General features: G+C 70.3%; 17 protein-coding genes. 7 read left to right on the top strand and 10 right to left on the bottom strand.

Annotated elements, in window-relative coordinates; translation table 11 throughout:
* Nucleotides 1-326 precede the first annotated feature (326 nt).
* The 3 genes from ACWCO2_RS13200 to ACWCO2_RS13190 form a co-directional block, all read right to left on the bottom strand.
* The gene (locus ACWCO2_RS13200) at nucleotides 327-1,808 is read right to left on the bottom strand and encodes an amidase (RefSeq protein WP_450127974.1); all 1,482 of its coding nucleotides are present in this window, start codon (nucleotides 1,806-1,808) and stop codon (nucleotides 327-329) included.
* Between the two features lie 79 nt (nucleotides 1,809-1,887).
* On the bottom strand, nucleotides 1,888-2,088 hold the full coding sequence (locus ACWCO2_RS13195; protein WP_450127973.1) for a hypothetical protein: 201 nt from the start codon (nucleotides 2,086-2,088) through the stop codon (nucleotides 1,888-1,890).
* A 6-nt stretch (nucleotides 2,089-2,094) separates the two neighbouring features.
* Nucleotides 2,095-2,478 carry a DUF5313 family protein gene (locus ACWCO2_RS13190; protein ID WP_450127972.1) on the bottom strand — a complete coding sequence of 128 codons (384 nt, stop codon included), beginning with the start codon at nucleotides 2,476-2,478 and terminating at the stop codon, nucleotides 2,095-2,097.
* Between the two features lie 178 nt (nucleotides 2,479-2,656).
* On the opposite strand from ACWCO2_RS13190, the gene ACWCO2_RS13185 reads away from it, so the two are divergent.
* Nucleotides 2,657-2,833, top strand: a complete 177-nt coding sequence (locus ACWCO2_RS13185) for a hypothetical protein (protein WP_450127971.1) — start codon at nucleotides 2,657-2,659, stop codon at nucleotides 2,831-2,833.
* A 54-nt stretch (nucleotides 2,834-2,887) separates the two neighbouring features.
* Here the strand turns inward: ACWCO2_RS13185 and ACWCO2_RS13180 are convergent, their stop codons facing one another.
* A complete protein-coding gene (locus ACWCO2_RS13180; RefSeq protein WP_450127970.1) occupies nucleotides 2,888-4,054 on the bottom strand; it encodes a fumarylacetoacetate hydrolase family protein in 1,167 nt (388 codons plus the stop codon).
* Between the two features lie 206 nt (nucleotides 4,055-4,260).
* Between ACWCO2_RS13180 and ACWCO2_RS13175 the strand changes: the two genes are divergently transcribed.
* From ACWCO2_RS13175 to ACWCO2_RS13165, 3 genes are all read left to right on the top strand, one after another.
* The gene (locus tag ACWCO2_RS13175; protein ID WP_450127969.1) at nucleotides 4,261-4,809 is read left to right on the top strand and encodes a hypothetical protein; all 549 of its coding nucleotides are present in this window, start codon (nucleotides 4,261-4,263) and stop codon (nucleotides 4,807-4,809) included.
* A gap of 51 nt (nucleotides 4,810-4,860) precedes the next feature.
* Nucleotides 4,861-5,661 carry an SDR family oxidoreductase gene (locus ACWCO2_RS13170; RefSeq protein ID WP_450127968.1) on the top strand — a complete coding sequence of 267 codons (801 nt, stop codon included), beginning with the start codon at nucleotides 4,861-4,863 and terminating at the stop codon, nucleotides 5,659-5,661.
* A 94-nt stretch (nucleotides 5,662-5,755) separates the two neighbouring features.
* The gene (locus ACWCO2_RS13165) at nucleotides 5,756-6,520 is read left to right on the top strand and encodes a TetR/AcrR family transcriptional regulator (RefSeq protein ID WP_450127967.1); all 765 of its coding nucleotides are present in this window, start codon (nucleotides 5,756-5,758) and stop codon (nucleotides 6,518-6,520) included.
* Between the two features lie 6 nt (nucleotides 6,521-6,526).
* Here the strand turns inward: ACWCO2_RS13165 and ACWCO2_RS13160 are convergent, their stop codons facing one another.
* A complete protein-coding gene (locus tag ACWCO2_RS13160) occupies nucleotides 6,527-7,534 on the bottom strand; it encodes an NADP-dependent oxidoreductase (RefSeq protein ID WP_450127966.1) in 1,008 nt (335 codons plus the stop codon).
* 116 nt (nucleotides 7,535-7,650) lie between these two features.
* On the opposite strand from ACWCO2_RS13160, the gene ACWCO2_RS13155 reads away from it, so the two are divergent.
* Complete coding sequence (locus ACWCO2_RS13155; protein WP_450127965.1) at nucleotides 7,651-8,604, top strand: threo-3-hydroxy-L-aspartate ammonia-lyase; 954 nt, start codon at nucleotides 7,651-7,653, stop codon at nucleotides 8,602-8,604.
* On the opposite strand, the gene ACWCO2_RS13150 is transcribed toward ACWCO2_RS13155, so the two are convergent.
* The 3 genes from ACWCO2_RS13150 to ACWCO2_RS13140 all read right to left on the bottom strand — a co-directional run bounded on the left by ACWCO2_RS13150 (nucleotide 8,605) and on the right by ACWCO2_RS13140 (nucleotide 11,755).
* Nucleotides 8,605-9,990 carry an amidase gene (locus tag ACWCO2_RS13150; protein WP_450127964.1) on the bottom strand — a complete coding sequence of 462 codons (1,386 nt, stop codon included), beginning with the start codon at nucleotides 9,988-9,990 and terminating at the stop codon, nucleotides 8,605-8,607.
* Nucleotides 9,991-10,111: 121 nt separating this feature from the next.
* Entirely contained in the window at nucleotides 10,112-10,675 is a 564-nt protein-coding gene (locus tag ACWCO2_RS13145) for an IucA/IucC family protein (protein ID WP_450127963.1), read from the bottom strand.
* 81 nt (nucleotides 10,676-10,756) lie between these two features.
* Nucleotides 10,757-11,755 (bottom strand): pirin family protein, encoded by a 999-nt coding sequence (locus tag ACWCO2_RS13140; protein ID WP_450127962.1) that lies wholly within the window; start codon nucleotides 11,753-11,755, stop codon nucleotides 10,757-10,759.
* A 74-nt stretch (nucleotides 11,756-11,829) separates the two neighbouring features.
* On the opposite strand from ACWCO2_RS13140, the gene ACWCO2_RS13135 reads away from it, so the two are divergent.
* Nucleotides 11,830-12,159 carry a GNAT family N-acetyltransferase gene (locus tag ACWCO2_RS13135; RefSeq protein ID WP_450127961.1) on the top strand — a complete coding sequence of 110 codons (330 nt, stop codon included), beginning with the start codon at nucleotides 11,830-11,832 and terminating at the stop codon, nucleotides 12,157-12,159.
* On the opposite strand, the gene ACWCO2_RS13130 is transcribed toward ACWCO2_RS13135, so the two are convergent.
* Together ACWCO2_RS13130 and ACWCO2_RS13125 are read right to left on the bottom strand one after the other, a co-directional pair.
* Nucleotides 12,160-13,242 (bottom strand): VIT1/CCC1 transporter family protein, encoded by a 1,083-nt coding sequence (locus ACWCO2_RS13130; protein WP_450127960.1) that lies wholly within the window; start codon nucleotides 13,240-13,242, stop codon nucleotides 12,160-12,162.
* 59 nt (nucleotides 13,243-13,301) lie between these two features.
* Nucleotides 13,302-14,081 carry an enoyl-CoA hydratase-related protein gene (locus ACWCO2_RS13125; RefSeq protein ID WP_450127959.1) on the bottom strand — a complete coding sequence of 260 codons (780 nt, stop codon included), beginning with the start codon at nucleotides 14,079-14,081 and terminating at the stop codon, nucleotides 13,302-13,304.
* Between the two features lie 178 nt (nucleotides 14,082-14,259).
* On the opposite strand from ACWCO2_RS13125, the gene ACWCO2_RS13120 reads away from it, so the two are divergent.
* Nucleotides 14,260-14,445 carry a hypothetical protein gene (locus tag ACWCO2_RS13120; protein WP_450127958.1) on the top strand — a complete coding sequence of 62 codons (186 nt, stop codon included), beginning with the start codon at nucleotides 14,260-14,262 and terminating at the stop codon, nucleotides 14,443-14,445.
* The last annotated feature ends 342 nt before the right edge of the window (nucleotides 14,446-14,787 follow it).

The raw sequence follows: 14,787 nt of genomic DNA, 5'->3' as shown, positions 1-14,787 counted from the left end.
TGCACCCCTTCGGTAGGGAAGACACCCCAGACGAGCCGATCGGCCCGTTCATCGAAGGTATGACCAGCGCTGAACACTCGCAATGATCAAACGCTCACGCGGAGTTCCCATTCGGACCAACGGCGCCCGTCGCACGCCCCGGGCATGCACCGATGCCGGGAACGCTCCGACGCCCCGCCGCTCGAATTCCTTCGAACAGGCGAAGCGTCGGCATGTCGGACAGGCGACCGCCTGGCAGCCCGAACGAACCGCCGGTACCGCTGACCGCGCCAGGAAGCCATCCGATCTCTGCGCGGTTCCACCAAGGATCCACTGTGGATGCAGTGTCAGAGCGGTGGCTCCCGGTGCGCCCAGGGGTGTTCGGATTCGAGCTGGGCGGCCAGGGACAGCAACGTCGGTTCGCTGCCGAGGCCGCCGACGAACTGCACGCCCAGCGGCAGGCCGTCCGGGGTCGTGTGCAGCGGCACGCTCATGGCCGGTCGGCCGGTGATGTTCGCCAGCTGGGTGAAGGGGACCTTCTCCAGGTTCTTCAGCACCAGGTCGTTGACCGGCTTGGTCCGCGCCAGCTTGCCCGCCAGCCGCACCTTCAGCAGCAGCTCGATCGCCTTGCCGAGGGCTGGAGGCGTGTCGAGTTCCCCGATCCTCGTGGGCGGGTGGGCCAGCGTCGGGGTCAGCAGCAGGTCGTACCGGTCGTGGAAGTCAGCGAGCGCGCGGTTGTAGCTGTTCCACCGGGCGAGCACCTCGACGTACTCGGTCGCCTTCGTCTCCCGTCCCGCGGCGGCGAGCAGCCTGGTGTCGAGTTCGAACTCATCGGCCGCCGCCCCGAGGTCGCGCTGCGCACAGTCCACCGCGTGTGCCAGTTGGACGTACCAGACCGAGAGGAAGTCGCGGGACAGCTGGCGGCCGTCGATGTCGGGCTCGGCCTCCTCGACGTCGTGCCCCAGTCCGGCCAACAAGGTCGCGGCGTCCTTGACAGCCGTGACCGCGTGCGGGCTCACCGGGAAGCCCAGCGGCGAGCGGTACGTGAAGCCGATCCGCAGCCGCCCCGGAGAACGTCGGGCGTGCTCGGCGTAGGGCAGGTCCGGCCGAGCTGCGAGGTAGGGACCGCCAGGGTCCGGGCGGGCGGTGAGCACGTCGAGCATGACGGCCGAGTCGCGCACCGTTCGGGAGATCACCCCGTCCGTGGCCCCGCCGTTCATGAGCTCGGCGTGGTCCGGACCGGCGGGCACCAGCCCGCGGCCCGGTTTCAGCCCGAAGAGGCCGCAGCTGGCAGCCGGGATGCGGATCGAGCCGCCGCCGTCGCTGGCCCCGGCCACCGGCACCACACCGGCCGCGACCGCGGCGGCGGTACCGCCGGACGAGCCCCCGGGTGTGTGGCCGGTGTGCCACGGGTTGCGGGCCGGTCCGTTCGCCTCGGGTTCGGTGATCCCCTTCGCCCCGAACTCGGGTGTGTTGGTCCGGCCGAAGATCACCAGTCCGGCGTCGAGCCAACACTGGACGGTGGCGCTGTGGCGGGTCGCCGTGAAGTTCCAGGTGGACCGGGATCCGCTGCCGGTGCGGACTCCGGCGTAGTCCTGGTGCAGGTCCTTGATCAGGAAGGGCACTCCGGCCAGCGGTCCGGTCAGCTGCTGCGCCGCCCGTTCGCGCGCGATGTCGAACATCGGTCGCACGATCGCGTTGAGCCGACCGTTGACCTGCTCGGCACGTTCGATCGCCGTCTCGAGCAGTTCACCTGGCGCGACCTCACCGCTGCCGACGAGTTCGGCCAACCCCACGGCGTCGAAACACCGGTACTCCGCGTAGTCCATGCCACCACGCTTGCACGGATGACGTTGTTTATGAACCCGCTTCAGCTGCCCAGGCCGATGCCGCGGCGGTCGAGGAAGGTCAGCCAGCGACCAGCTCGGGGCGGCGCTGCTTGGCCTGGATCGCCGCCCACAGCCCGGTGAACCCACCGCCGACCACCACCACGTCCGCGCGGTCGTCATCGGCCAGGGGTTCGCGCAGGGGCGGTTGATCGGCACCATCAGTCCAGTGCGCGGCGATCTCGGCGTCGGCTAACGCGGCCTCGAGCGGTGCTTCGCACATCCGGCGCTACTCCCACCAGGGGCGGTACCCGATGCCGTGCCGGGCTGCGCGCTGGACGTCCCGGCGCAGTTCCCGGGTCTCGCGCGCCACTCCCGGCGGGAACCCGTGCTTGATGGCCCGGTGCTCGGCGGTCTCCCCCATGTAGCAGAGCGAGTAGAACAGGCCGACCATCAGACCGAGCACGATCGCGCTCACCCTGATGTCCAGCGGGCCGGGCAGCAACACCAGCAAGCAGAACGGTGCCAGCTGGGTCAGCGCGCGCAGGACGTGGCGCAGCACCCAGGTGCGGCAGGTGACGTCGTGCAGCACCCACTCGGCGCAGCGGTCCGGCAACCTGCCACCGAAGGCGTACCAGACCCATTGCGCTGGATTGGGTCGATTGGTCGCCATGTTCTCCAGGCTAGTCTTCGCGGGGTTCGACCGGATCCGCCGTTTCGCGGCCCGTGCTCGCCGCCGAATCCTAACCACCCCGCCTCGAACGCCCAGCGATCGCCTCCGCCGGATCCGCGTCACACTTCGCGCCGAGGTGCGTCACACCGGTAACGAAAGCGGTCGGGGACCGATGTACATGGCAGAAGGGGTGAGTGACGTGTTCGTGGTCGTGGTGGCGCTGCTGTTGGTCGTGATCTTGGGTGCGGTGATGTTCACCGACGAGTTCGACGGGAAGGGTTCGGCGGAGCGCCGGAACTTCAAGGACGTGGTGGCCCAGCTGAAGCAGGCGGTGCGGACTCCCAGCCATCGCTGAGGTGTCCGAAGTGGACGGAGGCCCGGCCGGGAGTTCCCGGCCGGGCCTCCGCCGTCACAGCAGGCCGCGCCGGGCGAGGTTGGCGATCAGCGCCCGCACCCCGAACGTCCACTGCGGACAGTCCTCAGAACGGGCCACCCGGTTGACCAGGGTGCCCAACCTGGGAGCTGAGATGCGGACCACGTCGCCGATGCGATGGGTGAAGCCCGCGCCGGCCGCACCGCGATCCTCGGTAGGCGCGAACATCGTGCCTGTGTAGAGGATCAGACCGTCCGGGTACTGGTGGTGAGGTCCGACCGCAGCGCGGGCCAGGTGCTCCGGATCGCGGCTGATCTCGCGCATCGAACTGACCCCGTCGAGTACGAAATCGTCCTCGCCGACGACTTCCAGGCGCACATCCAGGGCGCGCACGTCGTTGAGCCCGAACGAGACGTCGAACAGCCGCAGGAACGGTCCGAGCGCGGCTGAGGCGTTGTTGTCCTTCGCCTTGGGCAGCAGCAGGGCGCTGCGCCCCTCCACGTCGCGGAGGTTGACGTCGTTGCCGAGGGTCGCGCCGACGATGCGACCGTCGGAGCGGACCGCCAGCGCCACCTCGGGCTCCGGGTTGTTCCACTCCGAACCCGCCGCGATACCGACCTCGGCGCCGACGCCGACCGCGGCCAGCAGCGGCGCCTTGGTGAAGATCTCCGGGTCCGGGCCGAGGCCGACCTCCAGGTACTGCGACCACAGCCCGTCGCGGATCAGCACCTCCTTGACCGCTCGCGCCCCCTCGGAGCCGGGGACGACCGTGGCGAGCGCACCTCCGAGGGCCTGCTCGACCTGAACCCGGGTTTCGGCTGCACGCGCTGCATCACCACCGGCGCGCTCTTCGATGACCCGTTCCAGCATGCTCTTGACGAACGTCACCCCGGCGGCCTTGAGCACCTGCAGATCGGCCGGTGCCAGCAGTCGTGCCCCGCTGCCACCGCTGAGGGCTTCGGCGAGCACTCGGGCTAGCGGCCAGCTCTTGCGACCCGGCGCCGATCGGGCCAGGTCCACCGCGTCGCGGCGTTCCAGCAGGTCGGAGAGAGTCGGGGCCACAGCGGTGAGATCCACGAGTTCGTCCCCGCGGACCGCGACCACGGCGGGTCCGTCCTCGTCGGGATCGTGGAGCCGTCCGACCAGCGTGGCCGCGGCGTGGTCGGCGGGCAGGACGTCGAGGGCGTTTTCGAGCAGTTCCACGCGCACCTCTCACGGTCGTCGATGATCGGCAACATACCCGACCGAACGCCCCTTCCGAGCGGCTGACCAGTGACGATCTTGACCGGGGGCTGGCGATGCCGATCAGCGGTCACGTATGGTGCGACCCATCGCATCACCCATTCGGGTGATACGATGGGATCGTGTCGACCGACCAGTTGGGGTGACAACCAGTGGGCAGTTCGTCGTTGCCTCCGATTCGCGGGCGAGGGCGTCACCGGCGGGCGCAGGCCAAGACGTGGTACCGCGGGATTCCTCCGCGCTTGCTCGGCTACGCCGTCGCGGTGTTCGTGACCGCGATCGCGGTCAGCAGCGCGCACCACGGCACCGCCGCCACCCCGGTCCCAGCACCAGCCCCGCAGCCGGCCGCCCAGTTCCTGCCCGCCGAGGCCACCTCGACCGCGCCGAAACTGCACATCGCGAAGCCCGAGCCGGCCGCGACCGTCGAAGCCGCGCCGCGCGCCCCGGAGACCACCAGCCGGCCCACCCTCACCGCCGATCCGGAGCCCGAGCCGGTCCGGACGACCGAGGTCCCCAAGACCGAGGTGGAGACGACGACCAGGTCGGCGCCCGCGGTGACCTCGACTCCGACCGAGACCACTCCCCCCGCGGAGACCAGCGAACCGTCGGAGACCGCACCGCCGTCGGAGACGCAGCCGCCGGCCAGCTCCAGGCCCGAGCGCCCGCGCATCGGCGAGGTCATCGACGGCATCACCCGGCCGCTGCGGGACCGCTAAACATCGCGATCCGCGGCACCCGGTGGGACAGTCGATCCCGGGGGTGTCGCCATGGACGTAATCGCGATCACCGGTGGGACCGGGCACCTCGGGCGTGAACTGGTGCGTCGGCTCAAGCCCGAGCACCGGGTTCGGATCCTCACCCGCCGCCCCGGCACCGATCCCGAGGTGGAGTGGGTGCAGGGCGACCTGGCCACCGGTGCGGGCGTGTCCGAACTGGTGGCCGGTGTGCAGACCGTCGTGCACGCGGCCACCTCCTCCCCCGCCGCGCAGCGCGGCTTCCTGCACCCGGTCGACTTCTGGCGCAGTCCGCCCGATGTGGACGTCGACGGCACCAGCCGGCTGCTGGAGGAATCGGCGTCGGCCGGCGTGCGCCACTTCCTCTACGTCTCCATCGTCGGCGTGGACCGCCCGGCCCTGCCGTACCTCCGGTTGAAGCACACCGCGGAGGAGCTGGTGAGCGTCTCCGACGTGCCCTGGTCCACGGTGCGCGCCACCCAGTTCCACTGGCTGCTCGATCGGATGCTCAACCGCGCCGCGCGGATGCCGCTCCTGCCGCTGCCCGCCGCCCTGCCCACGCAGCCGGTGGACGTCGGAGACTTCGCGGAGTACCTCACCGAGTGCATCGGGCAGGGGCCCGGTGGTCGGCGGGAGGACTTCGGCGGCCCCGAGGTGCTCACGCTCGGTGATGCGCTGCGCACCTGGCAAGACGCCCGCGACAAGCACCGCAAGGTCTTCGAGGTACCCGCGCCGCGGCGGTGGCGGCGGATCGCCACCGACATGACCTGCCCGGATGCGCGACGCGGCCGGATCACCTGGGGCGACTGGCTGCGCAGCCATCCCGGCGAATGACCCACCGTCCACATCGGATGCACGCGGGGGCCGTGCCGGAAGCCCCGCCGCGCACTCCTACGATTCAGGCGTACGGAGTACGGAGGCGGGTGCGATGGCGACCGAGTACAGCGGTGGTGGCGATCCGGTGCGCAGCCTGGCGCTGCTGTGGCGGACCCAGGACGGGCCGAGCAGCGGCCGCCGGGGTCGCTCCGACCTGGGCGTGGACCGGATCGTGCGCGCCGGGATCGAGATCGCCGACGCAGACGGGCTCGCGGCGCTGTCCATGCGCAAGGTGGCCGACCACCTCGGCGTCGGCACCATGTCGCTCTACACCTACGTGCCGGGCAAGGCTGAGCTGATCGACGTCATGCTCGACACCGCCTACGGCGAAACGGCGCGCCCCGAACCCGGCGCGACCGGCTGGCGGGACCGGCTCACCCAGATCGCGCAGGAGAACTGGGCGCTCTACCACCGGCATCCGTGGATGCTGCAGGTAGCGACCGGGCGCGCGGGGCTGGGCCCGAACGCCATCGCGAAGTACGACTACGAGCTCAACGCGCTCACCGACCTCGGTCTCACCGACGTCGAGGTGGACGCCACGTTGAGCCTGGTGCTCGGCCACGCCGAGGCGGCGGCCCGCCGGGCGGTGGAGGCGACGCAGACCGAGCAGCGCAGCGGGATGACCGATGAGCAGTGGTGGAGCACGCACGCACCATTGCTCGGTCAGCTGATGGACCCGCAGCGTTACCCGACTGCTTCTCGCGTCGGCTCGGCCGCTGGCGAAGCGCACGGCTCGGCGCACAATCCCGAGCACGCCTTCGATTTCGGCCTGGAACTCATCCTCGACGGGATCGAAGCGCTCATCGCCAGCCGGTGATCCAGTTCAGGAGATCTTCACCAGCATCTTGCCGGTGTTCTCGCCGCGGAGCATGCCCAGGAAGGCGTCCGGCGCGTTGCGCAGACCCTCCACCACGGTCTCGCGGTAGGTGATCTTGCCGTCGCGCAACCAGCCGCCGACCTCAGCGAAGAACTGCTCCTTGAGGTGTGCGCGGTCGCCGACGATGAAGCCCTCCAGGCGCAGGCGCTTGGAGACCAGCTTGAACATGTTGTTCGGGCCGGCCTGCGGCTCGGTGTTGTTGTACTGCGAGATCATGCCGCACTCGGCGACGCGGCCGAAGTCGTTGAGCACGTCGATCGCGGCCTCCAGGTGCTCACCGCCGACGTTGTCGAAGTAGACGTCGATGCCGTCGGGAGCGGCCTCTCGCAGCCGCTCGACGACCGGTCCGTCGTGGTAGTTGAACGCCGCGTCGAAGCCGACCTCCTCGGTGAGGTAGCGGACCTTCTCCGCCGACCCGGCGCTGCCGATCACCTTCGCCGCGCCGCGCAGCTTGGCGATCTGCCCGACCAGCGAGCCGACCGCGCCCGCCGCACCGGAGACGAACACGACGTCGCCTTCCTTCTGCTTCGCCACGTCGACCAGACCGACGTAGGCGGTCATGCCCGGCATGCCGAGGGCGTAGAGGTAGGCACTCGGCGGGGCCGCCTGCGGGTCGACCTTGACCGCGCGCTTGGCGTTGACGACCGCGTAGTCGCGCCAGCCGAGGTCGTGCAGAACGTAGTCACCGGGCTGGAAGCCCTCGGCGTTGGCGGCGACGACCTCGCCCACCGCGCCGCCCTGCATCGCCTTGCCCACTTCGAAGGGCGGCACGTAGGACTTGCCCTCGTTCATCCGTCCCCGCATGTAGGGGTCGACGCTCATCACCACGTTGCGCACCAGCAGCTGGCCGTCGCCGGGCTGCTGCGGCGCCTCGACCTCGACGACGTCGAAGTTGTCCGGGGTCGGCCAGCCCTTCGGGCGCGACGCGAGGCGGACTTCCAGGCCCTTGCTCATCGTTGTCCTCCACGAAACGGAATCGCCACCGACGCTACCGATCTACGGCAACTCGAGCCCGTGGAATCCGGGTGGCTGGTGATTATGATCAACGATCAGTAGACGGGAGGAGCGCTGTGGGCGAGATCGTGAGCTTGGCGGACATCCAGGACGCGGCCGATCGGCTGAACGGCATCGCGCACCGCACCCCGGTGCTCACCTCCAGCACGCTGAACGAGCTGGTCGGCGCCGAGGTCTTCCTCAAGTGCGAGAACTTCCAGCGGATGGGCGCGTTCAAGTTCCGCGGCGCCTACAACGCGATCTCCCGGCTGAGCCAGGAGCAGCTGCGGCGCGGAGTCGTGGCCTACTCGTCCGGCAACCACGCGCAAGCGGTCGCCCTGGCGTGCCGGTTGCTCGGCGCGAACGCGGTGATCCTGATGCCGGCGGACGCTCCGGCCGCGAAGCTGGACGCCACGCGCGGCTACGGCGCGGAAGTCGTCACCTTCGACCGCTACACCGAGAACCGCGAGGAACTCGGCCGGAAGCTCGCCGAGGAGCGCGGGCTCGCACTGATCCCGCCCTACGAGCACCCGCACATCATGGCCGGGCAGGGCACCACGGCGCTGGAGCTGCTGACCGAGACCGGACCGCTGGACGCGCTGGTGGTGCCGGTCGGTGGCGGCGGGCTGATCGCCGGGTGTGCCACGGCGGCCAAGGCGCTGCACCCGGAGATCCGCGTGATCGGCGTCGAGCCCGAAACCGCCGACGACACGAGGCAATCGCTCGCGGCCGGTGAGCGGGTGACGATTCCGGTGCCGCGCAGCATCGCAGACGGTCTGACCGCCGCTGTTCCGGGGGAGCTGACGTTCTCCGTCAACCGGCGGCTGGTCGACGAGATCGCTGTCGTCTCCGAGGACGAGATCCGCGCGGCGATGCGGCTGGCCTTCGAGCGACTGAAGCTGGTGGTCGAACCCAGCGGTGCGGTGGCCATCGCGGCGCTGCTCGCCGGGCGGATCACCGCACCGCGGGTGGGCGTGGTGATCTCCGGCGGCAACGTCGGGGTCGACCGCTTCGTCGAGCTGATGAGCTAATCACAGCCGCGGCCAGGATCGCTGCGGCTGGCGCAGCTGCTCGTAAGTCCGGGCCAGGCGGAGCACGCCGAGGTCGTCGAAGCGCCGCCCCGCGATCTGCAAGCCGATCGGCAGGCCGTCCGCGGTCCAGCCGCAGTTGACCGATGCCGCGGGCTGCCCGGACATGTTGTAGGGCAACGTGAACGCGATGTGCTCCAGGCCGCGCAACGGGTCGTCGGTCGGGTACGCCTGCTCCGCCGGAAAGGCTGGGATCGGCGCGACCGGGGACAGCACGTAGTCGAAGTCGCGGACCACCCGGTTGGCGGCCACCGAGATCGCGTCCATCTGGCTGAAGCCGTGGAACACCTGCGCGGCCGTGGCGTCGCGGGCGCTGGTGGCCCACTGCGCGATGCCCGGCAGGACCCGCGCGCGTCGTTCGGCGGGCAGCGCCGAGATGTCCGTCCAGGACCGGAAGCGCCAGAACAGGTCCATGCCGTCGAGCATCTCGCGGGACAGGAACGGGTCGATCGGCTCCACCGACGCACCGGCCGACTCGAACACCTGGGCCGCGGTCACGATCCCCGCAGTGACCTCGGGCTCGACGGGCAGACCCACGCAGTGGTCCAGGAGCAGGGCGATGCGCAGTCCGCGCACCTCGCCGTCCAGGGCCAGCCAGTCGATGTCGGCCGGCGGCAGCGCCGTGTGGTCGCGGGCATCCGGTGCCGCCAGCACCGAGGACAGCAGCGCGGTGTCGGTGACGGTGCGGGTCATCGGCCCGATCACGCGCCCGGCGTAGGGCGGGTCGACCGGGATCCGGCCGAAGCTGGGTTTGAGCCCGACGACCCCGCACCACCCGGCGGGCAGCCGGATCGAGCCGCCGATGTCAGTACCCACGTGCAGCGGCCCGTAACCGGCTGCGGCCGCAGCGCCCGCCCCGGCGCTGGATCCGCCTGGTGTGCGGCTGAGATCCCACGGGTTCCGGGCCAGGTGGTGGAAGCTGGACGCGCCGGAGGACAGCATGCCGTAGTCGGGCATGGTGGTCTTGGTGAAGATCACGGCGCCGCTTTCGCGCAGTCGAGCGACTGCTGGTGCGTCGTTCCGCGCCGGGACGAGTTCGGTGGCCGCGGTGCCCTGCGGTACTGGGGTGCCCTTGGTGGCGATGTTCTCCTTGACCGTCACCGGCACGCCGTCGATCGGCCCGGCCGGTGCACCGCTGCGCCAGCGCTGCTGCGAGGTCAGGGCATCGGCGCGCGCTGCGTCCGCGTCGAGCGCGTAGGTCGCGCACAGCTTCGGCTCGCAGACCTCGACGCGTTCCAGCACCGCGTCGAGGACCTCCACCGGCGAGGTCTCCCCCGACCGGTAGGCCGAAACCAGGTCCACCGCCGAGAGATCAGCCAACTCCGCCATACCCGGTCTCCCCTCACTCGCGGCCAAAGAACCGAGTCTCGACCACCGCGCCCCGCGAGGAAAGTTGGCAAGGTGCCCGCGCCGGGCGACAACACCGAGCACCTCGTCCGTTGACAGCCGATCAACCTGGCGGGGCGACCGCCGCGGACACGGGAAGTTCGGCGTCGACCAGCACCTGCACACCCAGCCGCTCCCCGCGACCGCGATCGTCGGGATCGCGCCACCGGCACCAGATCTGCTCGTCATGCGGTGAAACCCGCTGCCGCAGAACGGGGTTGCGCCCACTCGGCAGATCCAACGGGAGCCGAACGCGGCAGCGCGCATCCACCACAGCCAGGACCTGCGCCGATGCGGTGGGACGGAACCGGCCGATCCCGCGCACCAGCGGAACCAGCACCCCGGTGGCCAGCTCGGCAGCGAAGCGCACCGGCAGCACGTGGTCGAACTGCCACGGATGAACCGGAACCGGCAGGTGGTCCCCGGTGACCGCGTCCGCGCACCGCCGCACCTCGGACAGCAGGCTCCGGGCCGTGCGGTCGAGGAGGAGTTCCGGGATCCGGCCCGAATCGGGATCGGCACAGAAGTGCAGCCGGTCCCGGTGCACCGCCACCCAGTCCAAGCCGAGCGGTCGACCGCGCTTCGGCCCGTAGCGGGCCAGGGTGTCGGCAGCCACGTCCCTCCTCAACCAGGCAACAGGACGACACCCGAACGGTAACAAAGGTTAGGCTAACTTAATACGACTGATCCGGGAGATGCTGATCACGGGTCAACTCGGTTTGCGGGTCCGCCCGTGAGCGCGGAGCTCGGCGTTGGGCAGCGCCGGGGCGGGCAGCGCGGGCTCGGGGTAGCCGTGCACGACGCCGAAGCGCCCGTCCGGATCTCCGGAAGTGCGGCCCCGCTCCCAGTCCTCCCGCGCTCGGGCCACTTCGTCGTGCGAGCGGCCGACGAAGTTCCACCACATGACGATCTGCTCCTCGAACGGAACACCGCCCAGCAGCAGCGCCCGCCCCGCCACGTCGGCCCGCAGCTCGACCTGCTGCCGCCCCCGCCCGAGGTAGAGCATGTCGCCGACCTGGACCGGTCGTCCGTCGACGGAGATCCCGTCGGACATCGCCAGTACGGCGTTCTCGAAGTCGGTCTCCAGCGGCAGCCGCATCGCACGACCTGCACGGATCGACGCCTCGGCGCCCAGCAGCGGCGTGTAGGTGCGCGCCGGCGAAACCGCGTCGGCGAGCCCGCCCATCAGCACGGTCACCGAGCCGTCCGCCGTGGACACCACTGGCAGGTCGCCGTGGTGCTCGAAGTGCGGCGCGACGTCGCGCTGATCGCCGGGCAGCGCGACCCACAGCTGCAATCCGTGCAGCACCGGACCGTGCCCCTCCGGGGATTCCTCGGAATGCGAGATGCCCCGGCCCGCGGTCATCAGGTTCAGCTCGCCCGGCCGCACCAACTGCTCGTTGGCGAGGCAGTCTCGGTGCAGCACCTCGCCCTCGAGCAGCCAGCTGACCGTCTGCAACCCGGTGTGCGGGTGCGGCGGGACCTGCATGCCCGGCTGGTCGGTGATGTCGGCCGGACCGTAGAAGTCAGCGAAGCACCAGGCACCGACCATCCGCCGATCGCGGTTGGGCAGGGTGCGCCCGACCATCATCGCCCGCGGACCGCCCAGCGGGACGGTGCGCGGTTCCAGCAGCTCGGAATCCGGTTCGGCTGCGGTCGCCAAGCCACCGCAGCACAGTTCGGCCGGATCCTGTTCCACATTGCTCACTCGGTCAGCTTCCCCCACCGCGCGCATGGGGCACAATCGATCGGATTGCTGCCGATGCCGTGGGAGGCCCGAAGGTGACCGATCAGCCCGAGGTCGTCGACAACCCGGACGCCAACCGCTTCGAGATCCGCGCCGACGGTGAACTGGCCGGGTTCGCCGAGTACAAGCTGCGGCCGACGTCGATCGCGTTCGTGCACACCGAGATCGACCCGCGCTTCGGCGGCCGTGGGCTGGGCAGCGTCCTGGTGCGCGCGGCCCTGGATGCCGTCCGCGAACGCGGTCTCGCGGTGCTGCCCTACTGCCCCTTCGTGCGCCGCTGGATCAGCACTCACGCCGACTACCTGGACCTGGTCCCCGCCGACAAGCGCGCCAAGTTCGAACTCGACGGGTCCACTTCGGACTGATCAGCCGATGGTCGCGCCGAACACCAGGCCGAGCACGTAGGTGACCGCCGCTGCACCAGCGCCGATGCCGAGCTGCCGCAGCGCGCGGGGCAGCGGCGCAGCACCGGAGAGCACCCCGACGGTCGCTCCGGTGAGCATCAGTGCGAGACCGACGAGCACGACGGCGACCAGCACCGCCGGTCCGCCGGACATGCCGAACAGGAACGGCAGCACCGGGATCAGTGCGCCGGAAGCGAAGAACACGAAGCTGGACGTGGCCGCCGAGATCCCGGTTCCGATGATCTCGTGATCGGGAGCCTTCTCATCGGCCGGCGGCACCGGCGGTTTCAGGTCGCGCAGCAAGGCGTCGGCACGGCGGTGCGCCTCGTCCTCGGACATGCCCCTGGCCCGGTAGACCAGCGCCAGCTCGTTGGCGTCGACGTCGAGGTAGGGCACCACGGCGCGGGTTTCCGGGTTCGGCGAGGCCGCGGCCAGCAGCTCCCGCTGGGAACGCACCGAGATGTACTCCCCCGCGCCCATCGACAGCGCGCCCGCTAGCAGACCGGCCAAACCGGTCAGCAGGACCGTGTGGGGCGGCACGTTGCCGCCGATCACGCCGAGCACGAGCGCCAGGTTGCTCACCAGGCCGTCGTTCGCGCCGAACACCGCGGCGCGGAAGGTTCCCGACACGCGGGCCCGGCCACGAGCGGCGAGCGCGCGCACGACCTCCTCGTGGATCTGCTCGTCAGCGGCCATCGCCCGGGAGGCATCGCGGTCGGATTCGTACGGCGAGCGGCTCTCCGCGCGCTGGGCTAGGGCGAGAACGAAGACCGAACCGAAGCGGCGGGCCAGGAACACCAGCAGCCGCATCCGGAACTGGCCGCGGCGCTTCGGCCCGGCCGCGGCGCCGAGCAGTTTCTCCCAGTGCGCGGCGTGGCGCTCCTCCGCTTCGGCCAGGCCGAGCAGGATCTCGCGCTCCTCGCCGGCGCGGCGGGCCGCGAGCTCGCGGTAGACCGCGGCCTCCTCCCGCTCGTCGGCGAGCCTGCGCCGCCAACGGCGCACCGACCTCGCATCGGCTTTGGGGGATCTTCCGCTCTCACGCACGCGTCAAGCCTCGCAGCCGATCACCACGACTACCAGTCGACGGACAGCGAACGAGCAGGTCAGCCCTCGAAGGTCGGTTTGCGCTTCTCCAGGAAGGCCTGCATCTGCTCGCGGGCGTCCGCGGACTGCGAAGTCCCCGCCATCACCTCGGTGGCGATCGCGTAGGCGTCAGCCTCGGGCCGGTCCAGCTGGGCATAGATGGTCTGCTTGCCGACCGCCTTCGCCTGCTGGCTTCCCCGCGTGGCGCGCGCCAGCAGGTCATCCACCGCGGCGTCCAGTTCCGCATCCGGCACCACGCGGTTGATCAGGCCCCAGCGCTCGGCCGTCGCGGCGTCGATCGGGTCGCCGGTGAGCGCCATCTCCATCAGCCGCTTGCGCCCGATCGAACGGGCCACCGGCACCGCCGGGGTGTGGCAGAACCAACCGCCCTTGCCGCCGGGCAGCGCGAATCCCGCGGACTCGGCGGCCACCGCCAGATCACAGGAAGCGACCAGCTGGCATCCGGCCGCCATCGCCAACGCGTGCACGCGGGCGATCACCACCTGCGGGACGGCGTGGATGGTGCGCATCAACGACTCGCACAGCCGCAGCATCTCCCGCATCCCGGCCAGGTCCCGCTCCGCCATGTCGCCGAAGTCGTGCCCGGAGCTGAACACCGGACCGGCCCCGGCCAGCACGATCCCGGTCGCCTTGGTCTCGGCGGCCGCTTCGAAGGCCTGCTTGAGCTCGGCCAAGTGCGCTATCGACAGCGAATTGCGCCGCTGCGGCCGGTTCATGGTGATCCGGACGGTCGCACCGTCTTGCTCGGTCAGCAGGTGCTGGTACTGCGGGCTGCTCATCGGCGCTCCAAGACCTCGACCACGTCGTCACCCCGAGCCTGGCACGGCGGACTGCGGTTGACCAGGCTCTGTCCGGGCGCGACGCGCCGTGGCGGAGTCTGGTGGGACCTCGCGCGCGCTCGCCGGGTAGGGTTTGGCGTCGCTGCGCGGGTGGTCCGACGACGGGGAGGCTGATCCGATGAACCGCAAGCCGGTGATCGTGGTCGTGGTGCTGGTCGCCATCGTCTGCGTCTTCCTGCTGGTTCGCGATCCGGTGGGTGCGGCCTCCGCCGTCCACGCCGCCTGGGACGTGGTGATCACCGCGATCAGCACCGTGATCACCTCGCTGACGACCTTCTTCCAGCACCTTTTTCACGGCAGCTGACCGGCTCGGAAATTCTTTCACCGGGATATCCGCGCGCAATTAATCAACAGGCGCCCGGATCCGCTTCGTAGGCGTGAAATCGAAGCCAGCGGAACAAACGATCAGCGCCCTCGTTACCCAATTCGAACAGCGCGAAAACAAGTCGAACGAAAGAGCAGGGACTTAATACCCGGATTCGTGCGGGAAGGCAAAAAAACCCGTCGCCGAATTGCCGAAGTCAGCTTGTCCTGCACCTGACGACCGCTTAGTGTGGGAGGCGGTCACGTCGAGGAAAGCGAATAACCTCGGAGCCAACAGAGCTCTGGGAACTGGGGAAGTCCGGTTCGCCCCGCGAAGTGACCC

The sequence above is a fragment of the Saccharopolyspora sp. NPDC002376 genome (assembly GCF_053593195.1).
The sequence above is the reverse complement of the archived record's forward strand: the minus strand, read 5'-3'. Positions and strand labels throughout refer to the sequence as shown.